This window comes from Kurthia sp. 11kri321, from assembly GCF_001534765.1.
Classification (GTDB): domain Bacteria; phylum Bacillota; class Bacilli; order Bacillales_A; family Planococcaceae; genus Kurthia; species Kurthia gibsonii.
Genome location: NZ_CP013217.1, coordinates 2,512,989 through 2,530,997 on the forward strand (window position 1 = coordinate 2,512,989; position 18,009 = coordinate 2,530,997).

The following is an 18,009-nucleotide window of genomic DNA, read 5'->3' on the forward strand; positions in this document are numbered from 1 at the left end:
AACAAATTGTTCACTATTTTTCTTCTGTTACAGCGGCACTTGTTAATGTAACTTTGTCAATAACAGCACCTAAACCACGCAATTTTTCAATGAGGCCACTATAGCCTCTCTCAATATGATAAATGTCGTGAATTTCTGTTTCACCTGAAGCCAGTAAACCTGCAATAACAAGCGCTGCGCCTGCTCGTAAATCTGTCGCTGTTACAGATGCCGCAGTCAAAGGTGTTGCTCCTTTAATAATAGATGAACGACCCTCTACTTGACCTGTAGCTCCCATACGCTTCAATTCTGCAATGTGTTTAAAGCGCGCAGAGTACACCGTATCTGTTACAACAGATGTACCATGTGCTTGTGTTTGTAAAACGGAGAATGGTTGTTGTAAGTCTGTTGGGAAGCCTGGGTAAACAAGTGTTTTAATGTCTACTGATTTTAACTTCTCTACTTTTGGAATATGAATTTTTTCTTCATATTCTTGTACCTCTACGCCCATTTCACGTAATTTTGCTGTGATGGGTTCTAAGTGAAGCGGGATAACATTATCGATTGTAATTCCATCACCAATTGCTGCGGCCATAATCATATATGTACCTGCCTCAATACGGTCTGGAATAATCGTATGTTTTGTACCACTTAAACTTTCAACACCGTCAATACGAATCACATTCGTGCCAGCACCTTTAATTTTTGCGCCCATGCTCGTTAAAAGCGTAGCCACATCAATAATCTCTGGTTCTTTTGCAGCATTTTCAATAATTGTTTGTCCTTTTGCAAGCACAGCTGCCAACATAATATTAATTGTTGCACCTACACTGCTTACATCTAGATAAATTTTTGCACCTTTTAATTCATCTGCACGTAGATAAATAGCGCCATGCTCATTGGTCACTTTTGCGCCAAGTGCTTCAAATCCTTTAATATGTTGGTCAATTGGACGTGGTCCTAAGTAACAACCACCTGGAAGTCCAATGACTGCTTGTTTAAAGCGACCTAACATCGCACCCATCAAGTAATATGAAGCGCGTAGCTTTTTCACATTACCGTTTGGTAGCGGCATATCAATCATGGTCTCAGGATTAATTGACATCACGCCATCTTCAAATGTGACTTGTCCACCGATTTCTTCGAGTAAAGATTTCAACGTCCACACATCTAAAATTTCTGGTAATCCTTCAATTGTTACTGGAGAACTAGCCAAAATCGATGCAGGGATTAAAGCGACAGCGCTATTTTTAGCGCCGCTCACTTTAATGGTTCCTTGCAGACGTTTTTGACCTTGAATTTTATAAACGTCCATTTAGAAATCTCCTTGCTTATTGATCTTTATTTGCCCAATCTTTCATGAATCCTTCAATACCTTTGTTTGTTAACGGGTGGTTAAATAATTGTGCTAACACATTGTATGGCGTTGTTGCAATATGTGCACCTGCTAATGCAGCTTGTGTTACGTGTTGGGGATGACGGATTGATGCTGCGATGATTTGAGAAGGAATTTCGTGGATGGCAAAGATTTCTGCGATTTCACGAATTAATTCTACACCGTCTTGACCAATATCATCTAAACGTCCAATGAATGGTGATACATATGTTGCGCCTGCGCGTGCAGCTAATAAAGCTTGGTTTGCAGAGAAAATAAGCGTTACATTTGTTTTAATGCCTTCTTTTGTTAAAGTTGAACAAGCTGTTAAACCAGCTGGTGTCATCGGTAATTTTACTGTGATGTTCGGGTGAATTTTTGAAAGTTCTAGACCTTCTTTAATCATACCTTCTGCATCAAGTGAGATTACTTCACCAGATACTGAACCATCAACTAATTCTGCGATCTCTTTTAAACGATCGTGGAATGAGATGTTTTTTTCTTTTGCTACAAGTGATGGGTTTGTTGTTACACCTGAAATAATCCCCCATGAATGTGCTTCTTTAATCTCATCAAAGTTTGCTGTATCAATAAAAAATTTCATTATGTTTTCCCCCTGAAAATATGACAAATGGAGAAGCATGAATTTTAAAAATCCACACTTCTCCTACATTATACTTCATATTAAATTGAATAGGAATTATGCTTTTTGTGAACTACCAAATTCACGCATTTTACCAATCACTGTTGTTTTGATTGCTTCGCGTGCTGGACCTAAGAATTTACGTGGATCGTAGACAACTTTATCGTTTTCTAAAATTTCACGTATTGCTTTTGTAGCAGCAATTTGGTTTTCTGTATTCACGTTAATTTTAGCTGTTCCTAATGAAATTGAACGTTGGATATCCTTAGTTGGAATTCCAGTACCACCATGTAATACTAGTGGTAAATGCGTTAATTTCGAGATTTCTTCCATTTCTTTGAAACCTAAGTTTGGCTCACCTTTGTATGGTCCGTGTACTGAACCAAGTGCTGGTGCAAGACAGTCGATGTCTGTTGCTTCTACCATCTTACGGCATTCTTCAGGATCAGCGTACATGATACCACCGATTACGCCATCTTCGTCACCGCCAACAGTGCCTAATTCTGCTTCTACAGAAACACCTTTTGAATGTGCATATTCCACTACTTTATGTGTAATTTCAATATTTTCTTCAAATGGGTGGTGCGATGCATCGATCATTACAGACGTGAAACCTGCATCTACAGCTTCTTTACATTTTTCGAAGCTTGAGCCGTGGTCTAAATGAATGGCTACAGGCACAGTTGTACCGTAAGATTCCATTAACCCTTTAACCATGTGCACAACTGCTACAAAACCGCCCATGTATTTACCAGCGCCTTCAGATACGCCTAAAATTACAGGTGATTTTTCTTCTTCTGCTGCTTGAAGAATTGCTTGTGTCCACTCTAAGTTGTTGATGTTAAATTGTCCTACTGCATACTTTTCTTCTTTTGCCTTGTTTAACATTTCTGTCATCGATACTAAAGCCATAATATAAAATCCTCCTTCAGGATGCGTGCCATATCAGTCAGCACATTGTATTATTATTTTATCAAAAAAAAATCCCTAATTCTACCTCGTCACCCTAATCTTCCAACAAATTATTGACGGTATTTTGCAATTCTTTAATATCAAATGGCTTTGTAAAGTAATGTGTAGCACCAAGTTCTTTTGCTTGATCTAATAAATCCTGCTCACCATAAGCTGTCATCATAATAATGGGCATCTTTTGACCTAACTTTTGCAAATGTTTCAAGATTTGAATACCATTGGCTCCGGGAATACGCATATCTAACAACATACAATCCATGATGATATTTTCTAAAAAACGAATCGCTTCCAAACCGTTTGCGGCTAAATAGGTTTCATAGCCGGCTTTTTTAAATACTTCGTTTAATAAAAGGCGAATTCCTGCTTGGTCATCTACAATTAATATTTTCTTCATTTTTTTCTCCTAACAGCTCTACTTATATATTCCCCAAAATCTATGATTCAGTCCTATTTTTACATTCTATTTCAACCATATTATAATATAACTTATGAGGTGAAAAAAGAATGTTAAAAATGTTAACAACGCAGTTAAATGGTTTATTCCAAAGAATTAGTGGCTCGGAAGAAGAAGCAATTGAAGAGACAGCACGCCTTCTTGCGCAAGCGACGTTTGGACATGGTCGCGTATTCTTTGTTTGTTATGATGAATTACATGCGATTGAGATGAATGCACTACATGCAGAGGAGAAGTTTACGAATTTACATGCATGGAATGATTCCATTACACTTACCGAGCAAGATCGTGTATGTATCTTTACACGTCATGCAGATCACCCTGAAGCACTTGCTTTTGCAAAAAAACTGTATGAACAATTCATTCCTTTCGGTGTCGTGACATCCGAAAAAGCAGAAGACGCTGGTGCAATGGCGGATTATGCCTATACGTATATCTCAATGGGCATTCGAAAAGGTTTACTACCGAATGACTTGGGTGAGCGTATTGTCGTACCGCATACACTCGCTGCCTCATTCATTTATGAAGCGATAAAAATTGCCTATGATGAAATGGTTGACGGGGAATAATTTAAATGAAGAAAGAGGCTTGGATGTAAATCCAGCCCCTTTTTTATTTACTATACTTCATTTGCTTCTATGAATGGCAAACCTTTTTCTTGCAAGACTTGTTTGTAAAAAGGATCTTTTCCTATCGTGATAATGTAATCAGCTACTGCTTCTACTTCGTCTAAATGATGTGTCGTCATGACAATTGTACAAGTCGACTTTAATTGTCGAATGAGTGCTTGAATTTCATAACGTGATTTTAAATCAATCCCTACAGTTGGTTCATCTAAAATGAGAAACTTCGGTTGGTGTAATAAGCCGATTAAAAGATTAGCTTTACGCTTCGTACCGCCCGAGAGTTTTGAAATAGGCTGATGTAAATCAACGAGATGTAATTGCTCACAATAACGCTTAATTTGTTCGTCAGAGATGGCGCCTTTTTTTTGCTTTTTGAAAAATTGAATGTTTTGCTGTACTGTCAGATGGTCCCAAAGCGCAATTTCTTGTGGTACAAAACCGATGATTTCATGTATTTGTTTCGAAGTGATCGGACTATTTTGATATAAAATACGCCCTGTATTCAAGTGTTCAAGTCCCGCAAGAATATGCAGTAATGTTGACTTCCCTGCACCATTTTCTCCGAGCAGAACGGTTACTTTTTGCTCCTCAAACATTAAGTTAAGGTCGTGAAACAATGTCTTTTTACCAAATGCTTTTGTAGCCTGTTCAATTGCAATCATATAATCCCTCCCATCAACTGTGTTCCGATATAAATGACACTATACACAATCGTCCAGAGCGTCGTCATCCAAAGCATATGACTGTTCGTTCTAACAAAAAAGAAAAGCCATGCGAGTACGATTTGGCTCGGTATTAACCAGAGTAGATTTACGATGAGTGGCGATTGTACTTGTAGAATCCATACACTCACACTTCCGAGTATGTACACAAAGAGGAGTGAATATACGCTATATCTACTAATTAATTTCAACCAAGCGAAACGATATAATTTCAGTCGATTGAATACATTAAATTGTCGCATACTTCGTAAAAAGATCACTTGTAAACTCAACAAGAAAATGAGCCCGCACATAAAGAATGTATTGAATAAGCTTCCTGTTGTCGTTCGTGTAGTAGATGTCGCTTTTTGCAGTTGATTCTTTGGTTCGTTCTTTTCATAGGCTTGTTCAATTTTCTCAATCGGTTCTTTGTTCTTCAGTTCATCTTTAATCATATATGGAATTTGCTGTTTATAGAGTGCCTGACTGATTAATTCTGTTGCAATGGACGCGACTAAACCATCTGCTTGCACAAGGCGAACTGTTCCTTTCGTACTTTGCGAAGCTAAATTTGTCGAAAAGCCTTTTGGAATGATGAGTGCCACGCTCGCTTCATTCAAACGAATTTTTTCAGTCGCTTCTTCCGCGTTTGATAAGGATTGAACAGCGATGTAATCCGATTGTTGAATTGACTTGACCCACTCTTTTGACTGTTTAGACTTGTCTTCGTCTTGTATGAGTATCGGAATTTTAAATACTTGCTGTTGGCTTTTTTCAAATAAGACAATAAGGCAAACGACTGCGATACAAGTTAATCCATATAAAATCCATTGTTTTTTCATCGGTATTTCCTCCAAACTAACACAACACACCATATGAGAACAATACTGCTAATCTGTATATAAAAAACAAATGTAAAGTCGGTAATGTAATTTTCATGTAGTAAATCTAATATGCGTTGAAATACTTGGGCAAATAGATTTTCTTTCATATGCCACTGCTGTGTATAAAGTGTTGGAATAACTGCACCTGAGAACACGAGTAGGTAGAGTAAGATAAGCCATTTTCCAATCGAAAAGCGAACCCATTCACATAGCGTAAATAAGAAGAAAATTGATAAAATATAACTAAGTAATGTCGTTATTAAATACAAGCTATTATAGGCTTCGAATGCCGTAAATGGAACAATGCAGATTGTCATAATGATTGAAAAAAGAACTGTCACGGTTGTCGCAAATAATCCTCTTGATAAAATCAAACGTTCTTGAACGAATGGGTAGAGGCGTAGACGCTGTTGTAATGCTTGCGATGTATTCATATGCAGTAATGTCGAAACCGTCCAATAGATAATCAGAATTGATAAGAAGTACGCACTTACGAGTACATAAGTCGATAGTTGATACGTCTTCACTTCTTCCACTTCAAATGCACCTTGACGGTCTAATCCCGTCACGAGTAAGCGAATCATCATCGAAACGAATTCTTCATCTGTCGCTTTTTTCTGGAATTCTGCGAAAGTTAGAATCCCACTCTCTGCTAACATCAAGCGACTATATACGGAATCTGCCAATTGCTGAATCACAATACTTTGAACAGATGTTTCGTCATATGTATAGACGTGAATTGGTAGTTCTCCATTCTTATAAAAAGCTTTCGTCATTCCTTCTTTTAAAACAATATAACCGTCAATCTTATGATTTTCTAAAGCTTGTTTTGCTTCTTCATTCGTAAAGGGTTTGAGCTTAAATTGATTTGAGAACTCCTCCCCCTTACCGACTGCTTGTAAAATCATATTCGTTTCGGTAGTTTGATCTTGGTCAACAATACCAAGTTGTAGGATTGTCTCCTTTTGTTGATGGGTGTTGAACCATAAAAGTGCAGCTAAAATGAGTCCAATAAGCGCTAAAACATAGAGAAGCACATACCACTTTTTCAATAAAAAAGAGTGGTAAATGCCCATTAAGTTCATGATTGACATTTACACACTCCTCCTATTTTATAGTCCGCCTAAACCCATAAATAACGAAGCAAATACGTTTGTTACTTCTTCACGTAATTTGATTACTTCATCTTCCGTCATGTCGTTCACATTTTTCGCGTTTGGAACGTCTAGTTTAAGTGGTTCTTTTAATTTTGTTTTTGTATCTACAAATAGTTTAATATTTTCACCTTGTACATCAAAAGCAACTGTTCCTTTTGAGTCTTGGCTATTATTCTTAACATCTGTTGTCATCTCTTGATCGTACGTAATTTTGAATGGATCTTCATCTGGAGCTGTAAAGTTCAGAGCCATCGCATTCGTACGCTTCTTACCATCAACTTTTTCATCATTTGTCAGTTGAATTTCAAACATCGGTGTATCTTGGTCTGATAATTTAATTGTGTAGTCATCTTTAAAGTCTTTTGAACCTGTTGATGAACCTTCAATTGTTAATGTACCTGTTTGTTCTTTGTCTGTTCCAACAACTTTTAATTGTACTTCTTTGTCTACTTTTGTATCAGCGACGATGTGTAATTTTTCTTCATCAATACCAATTACGATATCACGTTTTAAAATTGTTTTACCATCGACATAAATTGTTGACTTAATCGCTGGGAAATCTGCTGCTTTTGTTTCTTTTAAACTTTTTAAAGCTGTCTGTAATTCTTTTTTCACATCAATTGTTGCATCTGATTGCTTTAATAGCTTTTGTAAATCTTTATCATTCGATGCTTCTTCCACAACTGCAATTGTTAAATTCTTCACATCTGTATTTTTCATGTCTAATGTAATTGTATCAAGCTTTTGCTTTTTACCGAATACGTCGACCTCTTCGCTACCTTTTTTGAATAAGTCATCATTTAATTGGTCGATTGTGAATTTCATATAACGATTTACTAAGTCATTTAGCTCATCTTGTGAAATCGGTGTACTCATGATGCTGTTTAGGTTTAATGTATCATTCGTTAAACCATCTTCAGTACTCATTTTTTCCCCTGTTAATTTTTCAAGTCCTTCAATAAATTGATCATTATTGAATTGTAGCGGGTTCTTTAGAATTGGACCTTGTAAATATTGATATTTAGCGTCTGCACTCCAAATGAATGCATCCATCTTGCTATCTCCAATTGTCGGATTAATTGCCAATTGAGATGCACTATTTTTCGGATCATGTGCTGCACTTAATTCAATTTTTGATGATTTAATTAAATCTGCCGGAATACCAAGACCACTTGTAAGTGTTTCAGGTAATTCAGCACCTAATGTAATACTCGATTTGTAAGACTCATTTGGCATTTTATTTGATAACGCCATTTCATCTTTGTATCGTTCAGAAAGATAATTGCTTACATCTTCATAACTTTTCTTTTCACTTAATAAATATTTATTCTTTGGCGTATTTGTAAAATAGTAATATACGCCAAAACCACCAGCTGCAACTAGTACGACTAACGCAACGACGATGGCGATTGCTTTTTTTGTCAAAACTTCCACCTCACATTTTTAATATACTCATCATACCTAATATCCCTTTTTTTAGAAATAGATTTTATCATAAATATAGAATTTTATTACTTAAACGAGCATTTCTATACTTAAAATACCTTCTAATGCACAATCTTATTTTCTCTATACCCTTATTTCGAATTCAAATGTTTTAATTTTAATATTTTTTTGACTGAGATATTTCTCCCGCTAAAATAGTGTTCGGAACAAAATATTCATGTTTCTTTTTAGAGTTCGCAACGAAAAAACAGAACCGCGCCACAGCACGATTCCGTTTTTTTCTGATACCTATAGAAAATGATGTTTATACACAGATGTTCTAGCAACTATTTCTTCATTATTATTTCATTGTTGCGCCAATAAAGTCGCGGAATAAAGGTTGTGGACGTTGTGGACGTGAGATAAATTCTGGGTGGAATTGTGCTGCCACAAAGAATTTCTTCTCAGGTAATTCTAAAATTTCTACTAGTCGACCATCTGGTGATAAACCTGAGAATACAAGACCTGCTGCTTCCATCGCCTCACGATACGCATTGTTAAATTCATAGCGGTGACGATGACGTTCATATACTAACGACTCTCCGTAGATTGCTTCTGCTCGTGAACCTTCTTTTAATTTACATGGATATAAACCAAGACGTAATGTACCGCCTAAATCTTCTACATCTTCTTGGTCTGGTAATAAGTCAATAATTGGATGTGCTGTATCTGCATCTAATTCAGCAGAATGCGCATCATCTAATCCTAAAACATTACGTGCAAATTCAACAGCTGCCATTTGCATACCCAAACAAATACCTAAGAATGGTACATCGTTCTCACGTGCATATTTAATCGCTTCAATCTTACCTTCTACGCCGCGATCTCCAAAACCACCCGGTACAAGAATACCATCAACTTTTGATAATAAAGATGCTACATTTTCAGCATTTACATCTTCTGCATTAATCCACTGAATGTTAATGTCAGCATCATGTGCATAACCAGCATGTTTTAATGCCTCTGCTACTGAGATATAAGCGTCTTGTAATTCGACATACTTACCGACTAATGCCACTGTTGTTGTTTTAGATAGATTTTTCACACGATTAACTAAAGCTGTCCACTCCATCATATCTGCTGCTGGCGCTTCCATACCAAAATGGTCTAATACAATGCCATCTAAATTTTGTTCTAATAGTGCTAGTGGAATATCATATAAGCTTTCTGCATCTACACACTCTACTACTTCATGTGCATGTACATCACAGAATAGCGCAATTTTTTCTTTCATACTTTGTGGAACAGAACGATCTGAACGTACGACTAAAATATTTGGTTGAATACCTAATGAACGTAACTCTTTTACAGAGTGCTGTGTTGGTTTTGTTTTTAATTCTCCTGAAGCTGCGATATACGGTACTAATGTACAGTGTAAATACAATACATTTTCACTACCTAAATCACGTTTTAACTGACGAATCGCTTCTAGGAACGGTAATGATTCGATATCACCTACTGTGCCGCCAATCTCTGTAATGACAATATCTGCATTCGTTTCGCGCCCTGCACGTTGAATACGGTCTTTAATTTCATTTGTGATATGTGGAATAACTTGCACTGTTCCACCTTCATAATCACCGCGACGCTCTTTTTTCAACACAGTTGCATAGACACGACCTGACGTAACAGTCGAATGTTTACCAAGGTTAATATCAATAAAACGTTCATAGTGACCTAAGTCTAAATCTGTTTCTGCACCATCATCCGTTACGAATACCTCACCATGTTGATACGGACTCATTGTGCCTGGGTCGATGTTGATGTAAGGATCAAATTTTTGTGTAGTTACTTCTAAACCTCGATTTTTTAATAAACGACCGAGTGATGCTGCTGTGATCCCTTTACCCAAAGATGATACGACGCCACCTGTTACGAAAATATATTTAGTCAAATTGACTACCTCCTTAGTAATGTGATTCCAATCATTTTGTAAAATGAAAAAACGCCCCCATCCTGCAATTTTGCAGGGGGAGCGTCGTATTTACACGGTCAATCTCCTTTTTAAGGGAGCCCAAATAAAAGAGTATTACTTTTGCAGTTGTAAGTCAAGAATTTTGTCGTTATGACGTAAAAGTGCTATTTTAGGAAGGGCTTTCATTCCTTTTGTACCGTATTTCGCTGACAGAAAAAATTTTTAAAGATGATAATTATTTTTTTCGGAAAGTTGCTTTTTTTATCAATTCATATAGAAAAAAAGTACGAATTCCTTATAAGAAATTCGCACTTTTTTAAAACGAGATTATTTAAAACCTTCTTCTTCCTCGTCTTCTTCTAAATCATCTTCATCTTCATCTTCATCTAAATCAATTTCGATGTCGATTTCTAATTCTTCTTCGTCTTCATCTAAATCTTTATCTTCATCAATGACATCTAGAACTGCTAAATCGTCATCATCTTCGTCGTCATCGTCATCATCATATGCGTCGAATTCTTCAACTAAGTCTAAGTCGATTTCGATTTCTTCATCATCTAATAATAAATCGTCATTTAATAATGCCGCTTTTACTTTTTTCTTATGTGTTTTAACAGTTGGTGCAATCTCTTCTTCTACTTGATCAATTGCATACCATTCTCTTAAGCCCCAACGATTTTCAGCTAATACCATGAAGCGTCCATCGATGTTCATGTCTGTGTAGAATTGGTTTAAATACGCATCCATTTGTTCTGGTGTACGTGCATTTAATTTTTCAAGTTCTGCAATGATTTCTGTGAAAGCAAGTGGTTGCTTTTGTTCAGTTAATAAGCCATAAGCTAGGTTGACTAGCGATTCTTCTAATAATTCTTCTTCAGTTAATTCACGAAGGTTCAATTCGTGCACGTCCTTTCCTAAATACATAAAGTATGATGTTACTATTATAAACGCAGTGTACTACATTGTACCACAATCATTTAGTTGTTTTGTTGACTTTTATGCGCGTGTAAACAATATAGAATAAATAAAATGAGAGCAATAAGATTGGAATTGCGCCCAGTTGCTTATTATACATGAAATAAGTCGCAATCAATAGTCCTATTAAAATGATACCTGGAACGAATTTCTTCATCAATTTAACGCTCCTTAAAAAAACTCTTTACCTGTCATTATACAAAAAAATAATGATTTTGTCCTTATACAAAAGAAAGCACCTCTTTTGTATCGAAATACGCAAGAGGTGTTGTGTCATTCTACTACATATTACGACGGTATTGTCCGCCCACTTCATATAATGCATTTGTAATCTGTCCTAGACTCACATAACGAACTGTTTCCATTAACTGTTCGAAAATATTGCCATTTGTTTTCGCAACATGCTTTAATTTTTTAAGTTGTTCTTCTGCTTCATTACGATGTTTTTCTTGGAAAGTGCGTAGATTTTTTAATTGTAACTCTTTTTCTTCTTTCGTTGCACGTGCTACTTCCATTGAATCAATCGATTCGTCTGACTCTTCATTTGGGTTCAAGTACGTATTCACACCGATAATCGGTAATTCACCTGAATGTTTTAGATGTTCATATAACATGGATTCTTCTTGAATTTTACCACGTTGATACTGTGTTTCCATCGCACCAAGTACACCGCCACGGTCGTTAATACGATCGAATTCTTCTAATACAGCTTGTTCGACTAAATCCGTTAATTCTTCAATGATGAATGAACCTTGTAATGGATTTTCATTCTTCGCTAAGCCATACTCTTTTGTAATAATCATCTGAATCGCCATCGCACGACGTACAGAACCTTCTGTTGGTGTTGTAATCGCTTCGTCATATGCATTTGTATGCAGCGAGTTACAGTTATCTTGTAGCGCCATTAATGCTTGTAGTGTTGTACGAATATCGTTAAAGTTAATCTCTTGCGCATGTAAGCTTCGTCCAGACGTTTGAACATGATATTTTAACTTTTGACTACGCTCATTTGCACCGTACTTATTACGCATTGCTGTCGCCCAAATACGACGTGCAACACGACCAATCACCGTATATTCTGGGTCTAAACCATTCGAAAAGAAGAACGATAGGTTCGGTGCAAAATCATCAATATGCATACCTCGACTTAAATAGTACTCAACATATGTGAAACCATTTGCCAGCGTGAATGCTAATTGTGAAATTGGATTTGCGCCCGCTTCTGCAATATGATAGCCAGAAATCGATACAGAATAGTAGTTGCGAACTTTATGGTCGATGAAGTACTGCTGAATGTCACCCATCATACGTAGCGCAAATTCCGTAGAAAAGATACATGTATTTTGCCCTTGATCTTCTTTTAGAATATCTGCTTGAACCGTCCCACGCACAACATTCAACGTATGTTCTTTCGTCTCCATAAATTCTTCGACGGTCAGTGTTCTGTCTAACTCTTCTTCACGTTTTTGCACTTGTTGGTCGATTGCTGCATTCATAAACATCGCTAAAATAATCGGTGCTGGTCCGTTAATCGTCATCGACACCGATGTAGATGGTGCGCATAAATCGAATCCATCATAGAGTTTTTTCATATCATCTAATGTACAAATACTCACGCCAGATTCCCCAACCTTACCATAAATATCAGGACGTTCTGCTGGATCTTCACCGTATAATGTTACGGAGTCAAAAGCTGTTGATAAACGTTTGGCATCATCATCTTTTGATACATAGTGGAAACGACGATTCGTACGTTCTGGTGTTCCTTCTCCAGCAAATTGACGCTTTGGATCTTCACCTTCACGTTTGAACGGGAATACGCCTGCTGTGAATGGGAACTGTCCTGGAACATTTTCACGATAGACAAAGTTTAAAATCTCACCGTAGTCTTTATACTTTGGTAAGGCTACTTTCGGAATTTTTGTACCTGATAAACTTTCTGTGCGTAGAATTGTGCGAATCTCTTTATCACGTACTTTTGTTACATATTCATCCCCTGAATAATCCGTTTTTAACTGCTCCCAGTTTCGTAAAATCGTACGTGATTCAGCTGTTAGTTGTTCTTCTGTTTGGAAAGCTAATTGCTCTAAAACTTGGATTGTCGCCTCATCTCCACCATTTGCTTTCACTGCTTCAATTGAGCCATGTAATGTAAATAGTCGACGTGCGATATCTACTTGTTCTGCTGCTGTTTTATGGTAGTTACGCACCGTATCTGAAATCTCTCGTAAATAATAACGACGGTCATTTGGAATAATGACATTTTGTTTTTGTGTCTTAACGAATTCTTCATAGCTTGTTTGCCAATCTAAATCCATCTTCTCATTAAATGTACGAATAAGTGCCGCAAATAATGCGTTTGTACCTTTATCGTTAAATTGACTCGCAATTGTACCGTAAACAGGCATGTGATCAATTGGCTCATCAAAACGCATATGACTACGCTGATACTGCTTTTGCACTTGACGTAGTGCATCTTCTGAACCTTTACGTTCAAATTTATTAATAACGATTAAGTCGGCATAGTCAATCATATCAATCTTTTCAAGTTGTGTTGGCGCACCAAACTCACTTGTCATGACGTACATTGCGACATCTGAAATCGTCGTAATTTCATTATCACCCTGTCCAATACCAGATGTTTCAATGATGATTAAATCGAACCCAGCGACTTTCACAACATCAAGTACATCACGAATAGCATGCGATAGTTCTGTACGTGAATCACGTGTCGCAAGCGAACGCATATAGATGCGCTGGTCGAAAATCGCATTCATACGAATACGATCACCAAGTAGCGCACCGCCCGTTTTTTGCTTCGTTGGGTCAATTGACAAAATCGCAATTTTTTTATCTGGGAATTCAGAAAGGAAACGACGAATTAATTCATCTGTTAATGAACTTTTCCCTGCACCACCTGTTCCTGTAATCCCTAAAACAGGTGTATGTTTTGAAGCCTTTCTCGCCTGCTCTAAAAAGGCTTCATTTGCGCCATTTTCTGCATACGTGATTAACTTCGCAAGTGTCGGTACATTCTCAGTTGTAACTTCTGGTATTAAATCGATGACATCATCTTCTGGTAATGGCTTGTCAGAATCATTAATCATCTTTGCCACCATGCCATCTAGTCCAAGACGGCGGCCATCTTCTGGCGAGAATAATCCTGCAACACCATATGCATGTAAATCTTTTAATTCGGCTGGGAGAATAACACCTCCACCGCCGCCCCAAATTTTAATATGTGGTGCGCCCTTCTCTTTGAGTAAATCGTACATGTATTTAAAGTACTCGACATGTCCACCTTGATAAGAAGATACTGCTACACCATGTGCATCTTCTTGAATCGCTGCATTGACGACTTCTTCTACAGAACGGTTATGCCCAAGATGAATAACCTCTGCACCCTGTGCTTGTAAAATACGACGCATAATATTAACGGACACATCATGTCCATCAAATAAACTTGATGCCGTTACAAAACGAACTGGACTTTTACTTTTCACTTTTCCCATTCTATGACCTCCCCTTATATAAAAGAAGGGCAGTAGAGATTGATGCTTGTTCAATTTCTACCACCCACTATAAATGCCCCAACATCATACAGTTTGCTTCATTATTTTTGTAGCATACGTGAAATAACCATACGCTGAATTTCTTGTGTACCTTCATAAATTTGTGTGATTTTCGCATCGCGCATGAAGCGTTCTACTGGATAGTCTTTCGTATAACCATAACCACCAAATACTTGTACAGCATCTGTTGTTACTTTCATCGCCGTATCACCAGCCATGAGTTTCGCCATTGCAGATGCTTTACCATATGGTAGACCTTCTCCTTCTAACCACGCTGCTTGATATGTTAAAAGACGTGATGCTTCTGTTGCTGTCGCCATATCTGCTAGTGTAAAACCGACACCTTGATTTTCAATGATTGGCTTACCGAATTGAACACGCTCACTTGCATATGCAACTGCCGCATCTAGTGCGCCTTGTGCAATACCAACTGCCTGTGCTGCAATTCCGTTACGACCACCATCTAATGTCTTCATCGCGATTTTAAAACCATCACCAACTTCACCTAAGATATTCTCTTTTGGAACGCGGCAATTTTCAAAAATAATCTCCGTTGTTGGTGAAGAACGAATCCCCATCTTATCTTCTTTCTTCCCAACAGAGAATCCTTCAAAGTCAGATTCTACGATGAATGCTGTCGTACTACGACGGTCATTCGGGTCCGTTAATGCAAATACAACATAAATATCAGCTAAACCACCATTTGTAATGAAAATTTTCGAGCCATTAATGATGTAATGGTCACCGTCTTCTTTCGCAACAGTTTTCATACCCCCTGCATCCGAACCAGAAGCAGGTTCTGTTAAACCATAAGCACCAATCTTCTTACCTTCTGCCATCGGGCGTAAGTATTTTTGCTTTTGTTCTTCTGTACCGAATTTATAAAGCGGCCAACCTGCTAAAGACGTATGAGCGGAAATTGTGACACCCACTGAAGCATCTACACGCGATAATTCTTCTACAACGATACAGTACGCTAAATAATCCATTCCTGCGCCGCCGTATTCTTCTGGCCACGGAACACCTGTTAAACCAAGTTCAGCCATTTGTTCGAAATGCGTACGATCAAATCGTGCTTCTTCATCACGCTCTGCTGCTGAAGGTGCGATTACTTCCTCTGCAAAATCACGAACCATTTTCTTTAACATCTCATGTTCTTCTGATAATTTAAATTGCATATTCATTTCCTCCCGATTTTAAAGTTCTTTTGAAATAACTAAACGTTGAATTTCACTCGTACCTTCATAAATCTCTGTTACTTTGGCGTCGCGGAAATAGCGTTCCACAGGATATTCTTTTGAATAACCATAGCCTCCGTAAACTTGGATAGCTTCAGTTGCTACTTCAACTGCAATTTTCGAAGCAAATAATTTCGCCATTGAAGCTTCTTTTTTACAGTCTTCACCACGTTCGTATAATGCTGCTGCACTATAAACTAGTTGTTTCGCAGCTTCTACAGATGTCGCCATATCAGCTAATTTGAATGCAATTCCTTGATGTTTAATAATCGGCTGATTAAATTGTTGTCGCTCTTTCGCATAACCAATCGCCGCTTCAAGTGCTGCTTCTGCAATCCCTAAAGCCTGTGCTGCAATCCCAATTCGTCCAACATTTAAGTTTGCCATCGCGATTGTAAAGCCTTCGCCTAGTTGACCTAGTATATTTTCTTCTGGAACAAATAAGTTTTCGAATGTCAGTTGTACCGTACTTGAACCATGCAGCCCCATCTTCTCCTCATTTTTACCAATTACAAGTCCTTCCATCGTGCGCTCCACAATAAAGGCTGTAATTCCTTTTGTCTTTTGAGTTGAATCTGTTACTGCAAATACGATATAGACATCTGCATAACCACCATTTGTAATGAATACTTTTGAACCGTTTAGTTCGTAGCCACCTTCTACTTTTTTTGCAGAAGTTTTAATAGAAGCCGCATCTGAACCTGCTGCTGGCTCTGTTAAACAAAACGAACCTAAATATTCACCACTCGCTAATTTTGGAACATACTTTTCAATCTGTGCCTCTGTACCAAATTTTAAAATAGGATTCGTTGCAACCGATGTATGCACTGATAAAATAACGCCTACTGTTCCACTTACTTTAGATAATTCATGAATTGCCAAAATATAAGAGATAAAGTCCATATCCGAACCACCGTATTTTTCAGGTGTCGTCATCCCCATTAGTCCTAATTCGCCCATCTTCGTTAAAACGGCTGTTGGAAATTCATCTTTTTCCATATTCGGTACGAATGCCGCAACCTCCGTTTGTGCAAAATTGCGGACCATTTTTTGTAGCATTGCTTGTTCTTCTGTTAATTGGATCGCCATAATGGAACTCTCCCTCCATAATTTTTCAAGTCGTGCTGTTCATGGCTTGAATCTGGTTCCCCAAACATCTCTAGATGATGATGGTTTCTTATTCGTACACATAGAAGCCGCGACCGCTCTTCTTACCATACCAACCTGCTGCTACATATTTACGCAGTAGCGGACATGGACGGTATTTACTATCTCCAAACCCTTCATACAATGTTTCCATAATATAAAGACATGTATCTAAACCGATGAAATCAGCAAGTGTTAATGGCCCCATTGGGTGATTCATCCCCATCTTCATCACATCATCAATGGCCTCTACACTAGCAACTCCTTCATACAGTGTGTAAATCGCTTCGTTAATCATCGGCATTAAGATACGATTGGCAACGAAACCAGGATAGTCATTTACTTCTACAGGTGTCTTTTTTAGTGCATGCGTTAATGTTTCAATCGCTTCATACACTTCATCTTTTGTAGCAAGTCCACGAATGATTTCAACTAACTTCATCACTGGAACTGGGTTCATAAAGTGCATGCCAATCACTTGCTCTGGTCGCTTAGTTACAGCTGCAAGCTCTGTAATTGGTAATGACGACGTATTTGTTGCGAGAATCGCATGTTCTGGTGCTAACGCATCTAAGTCTTTGAAAATTAATTTCTTAATCGCCATATTTTCTGTTGCAGCTTCAATGGCTAAATCAATTTCCTTTGCGCGTTCCATTGTTGTTTCAAGTGAAAAACGAGCTAAGATTGCATCTTTTTCTTCAATAGTAATGCGCTCTTTTAATACGTTCTTTTCTAAGTTTTTTGTAATGCGTGCAATACCTGCTTGTAACGATTGTTCTGATGTATCACAAAGAAGAACTTCATACCCTGCTGTTGCACAAACTTCAGCAATCCCTGCACCCATTTGCCCTGCACCAATGACCATAATTTTGTTGATTTCCATCTCT

General features: G+C 37.6%; 16 protein-coding genes. 1 reads left to right on the forward strand and 15 read right to left on the reverse strand.

The window, feature by feature from the left end:
• Positions 1–13: 13 nt before the first annotated feature.
• The 4 genes from ASO14_RS12575 to ASO14_RS12590 all read right to left on the reverse strand — a co-directional run bounded on the left by ASO14_RS12575 (position 14) and on the right by ASO14_RS12590 (position 3,363).
• Positions 14–1,294: a UDP-N-acetylglucosamine 1-carboxyvinyltransferase gene (locus tag ASO14_RS12575; protein ID WP_068455938.1), complete on the reverse strand. Its 1,281-nt coding sequence runs from the start codon at positions 1,292–1,294 to the stop codon at positions 14–16.
• 16 nt (positions 1,295–1,310) lie between these two features.
• A complete protein-coding gene (fsa, locus tag ASO14_RS12580) occupies positions 1,311–1,958 on the reverse strand; it encodes a fructose-6-phosphate aldolase (protein ID WP_068455941.1) in 648 nt (215 codons plus the stop codon).
• Positions 1,959–2,054: 96 nt separating this feature from the next.
• Entirely contained in the window at positions 2,055–2,909 is an 855-nt protein-coding gene (locus tag ASO14_RS12585; RefSeq protein ID WP_068455944.1) for a class II fructose-bisphosphate aldolase, read from the reverse strand.
• A gap of 94 nt (positions 2,910–3,003) precedes the next feature.
• Complete coding sequence (locus tag ASO14_RS12590; RefSeq protein WP_068455947.1) at positions 3,004–3,363, reverse strand: response regulator; 360 nt, start codon at positions 3,361–3,363, stop codon at positions 3,004–3,006.
• Between the two features lie 110 nt (positions 3,364–3,473).
• Here ASO14_RS12590 and ASO14_RS12595 point away from each other — a divergent pair, with 110 nt between their 5' ends.
• Entirely contained in the window at positions 3,474–3,992 is a 519-nt protein-coding gene (locus ASO14_RS12595; protein WP_068455950.1) for a DUF2529 family protein, read from the forward strand.
• A 50-nt stretch (positions 3,993–4,042) separates the two neighbouring features.
• On the opposite strand, the gene ASO14_RS12600 is transcribed toward ASO14_RS12595, so the two are convergent.
• The 11 genes from ASO14_RS12600 to ASO14_RS12645 all read right to left on the reverse strand — a co-directional run bounded on the left by ASO14_RS12600 (position 4,043) and on the right by ASO14_RS12645 (position 18,005).
• Positions 4,043–4,711, reverse strand: coding sequence for an ABC transporter ATP-binding protein (locus tag ASO14_RS12600; RefSeq protein ID WP_068455953.1), 669 nt, complete (start codon positions 4,709–4,711; stop codon positions 4,043–4,045).
• Positions 4,708–5,592, reverse strand: coding sequence for an ABC transporter permease (locus ASO14_RS12605; RefSeq protein WP_068455956.1), 885 nt, complete (start codon positions 5,590–5,592; stop codon positions 4,708–4,710). Before ASO14_RS12605 ends, ASO14_RS12600 begins: the two co-directional genes overlap by 4 nt.
• Positions 5,589–6,728, reverse strand: coding sequence for an ABC transporter permease (locus ASO14_RS12610; protein WP_068455959.1), 1,140 nt, complete (start codon positions 6,726–6,728; stop codon positions 5,589–5,591). The genes ASO14_RS12605 and ASO14_RS12610 overlap by 4 nt, the downstream gene beginning before the upstream one ends.
• 18 nt (positions 6,729–6,746) lie before the next feature.
• On the reverse strand, positions 6,747–8,216 hold the full coding sequence (locus tag ASO14_RS12615; protein ID WP_068455962.1) for a DUF6583 family protein: 1,470 nt from the start codon (positions 8,214–8,216) through the stop codon (positions 6,747–6,749).
• Between the two features lie 361 nt (positions 8,217–8,577).
• On the reverse strand, positions 8,578–10,170 hold the full coding sequence (locus tag ASO14_RS12620) for a CTP synthase (protein ID WP_068455965.1): 1,593 nt from the start codon (positions 10,168–10,170) through the stop codon (positions 8,578–8,580).
• A 348-nt stretch (positions 10,171–10,518) separates the two neighbouring features.
• On the reverse strand, positions 10,519–11,088 hold the full coding sequence (rpoE, locus tag ASO14_RS12625) for a DNA-directed RNA polymerase subunit delta (protein WP_068455969.1): 570 nt from the start codon (positions 11,086–11,088) through the stop codon (positions 10,519–10,521).
• 76 nt (positions 11,089–11,164) lie between these two features.
• A complete protein-coding gene (locus ASO14_RS15135) occupies positions 11,165–11,323 on the reverse strand; it encodes a hypothetical protein (RefSeq protein ID WP_165442706.1) in 159 nt (52 codons plus the stop codon).
• A 124-nt stretch (positions 11,324–11,447) separates the two neighbouring features.
• Entirely contained in the window at positions 11,448–14,678 is a 3,231-nt protein-coding gene (gene icmF / locus ASO14_RS12630; RefSeq protein WP_068455972.1) for a fused isobutyryl-CoA mutase/GTPase IcmF, read from the reverse strand.
• 101 nt (positions 14,679–14,779) lie between these two features.
• Positions 14,780–15,916, reverse strand: a complete 1,137-nt coding sequence (locus tag ASO14_RS12635) for an acyl-CoA dehydrogenase (RefSeq protein ID WP_068455975.1) — start codon at positions 15,914–15,916, stop codon at positions 14,780–14,782.
• Between the two features lie 18 nt (positions 15,917–15,934).
• Positions 15,935–17,065: an acyl-CoA dehydrogenase family protein gene (locus ASO14_RS12640; RefSeq protein WP_068455978.1), complete on the reverse strand. Its 1,131-nt coding sequence runs from the start codon at positions 17,063–17,065 to the stop codon at positions 15,935–15,937.
• An 88-nt stretch (positions 17,066–17,153) separates the two neighbouring features.
• Entirely contained in the window at positions 17,154–18,005 is an 852-nt protein-coding gene (locus ASO14_RS12645; RefSeq protein WP_068455981.1) for a 3-hydroxybutyryl-CoA dehydrogenase, read from the reverse strand.
• Positions 18,006–18,009 lie beyond the last annotated feature (4 nt).

Coding starts and splice junctions, on each gene's coding strand:
- ASO14_RS12575 (WP_068455938.1), bottom strand. CDS start 1,294: ATGGACGTTTATAAAATTCAAGGTCAAAAACGTCTGCAAGGAACCATT.
- fsa (WP_068455941.1), bottom strand. CDS start 1,958: ATGAAATTTTTTATTGATACAGCAAACTTTGATGAGATTAAAGAAGCA.
- ASO14_RS12585 (WP_068455944.1), bottom strand. CDS start 2,909: ATGGCTTTAGTATCGATGACAGAAATGTTAAACAAGGCAAAAGAAGAA.
- ASO14_RS12590 (WP_068455947.1), bottom strand. CDS start 3,363: ATGAAGAAAATATTAATTGTAGATGACCAAGCAGGAATTCGCCTTTTA.
- ASO14_RS12595 (WP_068455950.1), top strand. CDS start 3,474: ATGTTAAAAATGTTAACAACGCAGTTAAATGGTTTATTCCAAAGAATT.
- ASO14_RS12600 (WP_068455953.1), bottom strand. CDS start 4,711: ATGATTGCAATTGAACAGGCTACAAAAGCATTTGGTAAAAAGACATTG.
- ASO14_RS12605 (WP_068455956.1), bottom strand. CDS start 5,592: ATGAAAAAACAATGGATTTTATATGGATTAACTTGTATCGCAGTCGTT.
- ASO14_RS12610 (WP_068455959.1), bottom strand. CDS start 6,728: ATGTCAATCATGAACTTAATGGGCATTTACCACTCTTTTTTATTGAAA.
- ASO14_RS15135 (WP_165442706.1), bottom strand. CDS start 11,323: ATGAAGAAATTCGTTCCAGGTATCATTTTAATAGGACTATTGATTGCG.
- icmF (WP_068455972.1), bottom strand. CDS start 14,678: ATGGGAAAAGTGAAAAGTAAAAGTCCAGTTCGTTTTGTAACGGCATCA.
- ASO14_RS12635 (WP_068455975.1), bottom strand. CDS start 15,916: ATGCAATTTAAATTATCAGAAGAACATGAGATGTTAAAGAAAATGGTT.
- ASO14_RS12640 (WP_068455978.1), bottom strand. CDS start 17,065: ATGGCGATCCAATTAACAGAAGAACAAGCAATGCTACAAAAAATGGTC.
- ASO14_RS12645 (WP_068455981.1), bottom strand. CDS start 18,005: ATGGAAATCAACAAAATTATGGTCATTGGTGCAGGGCAAATGGGTGCA.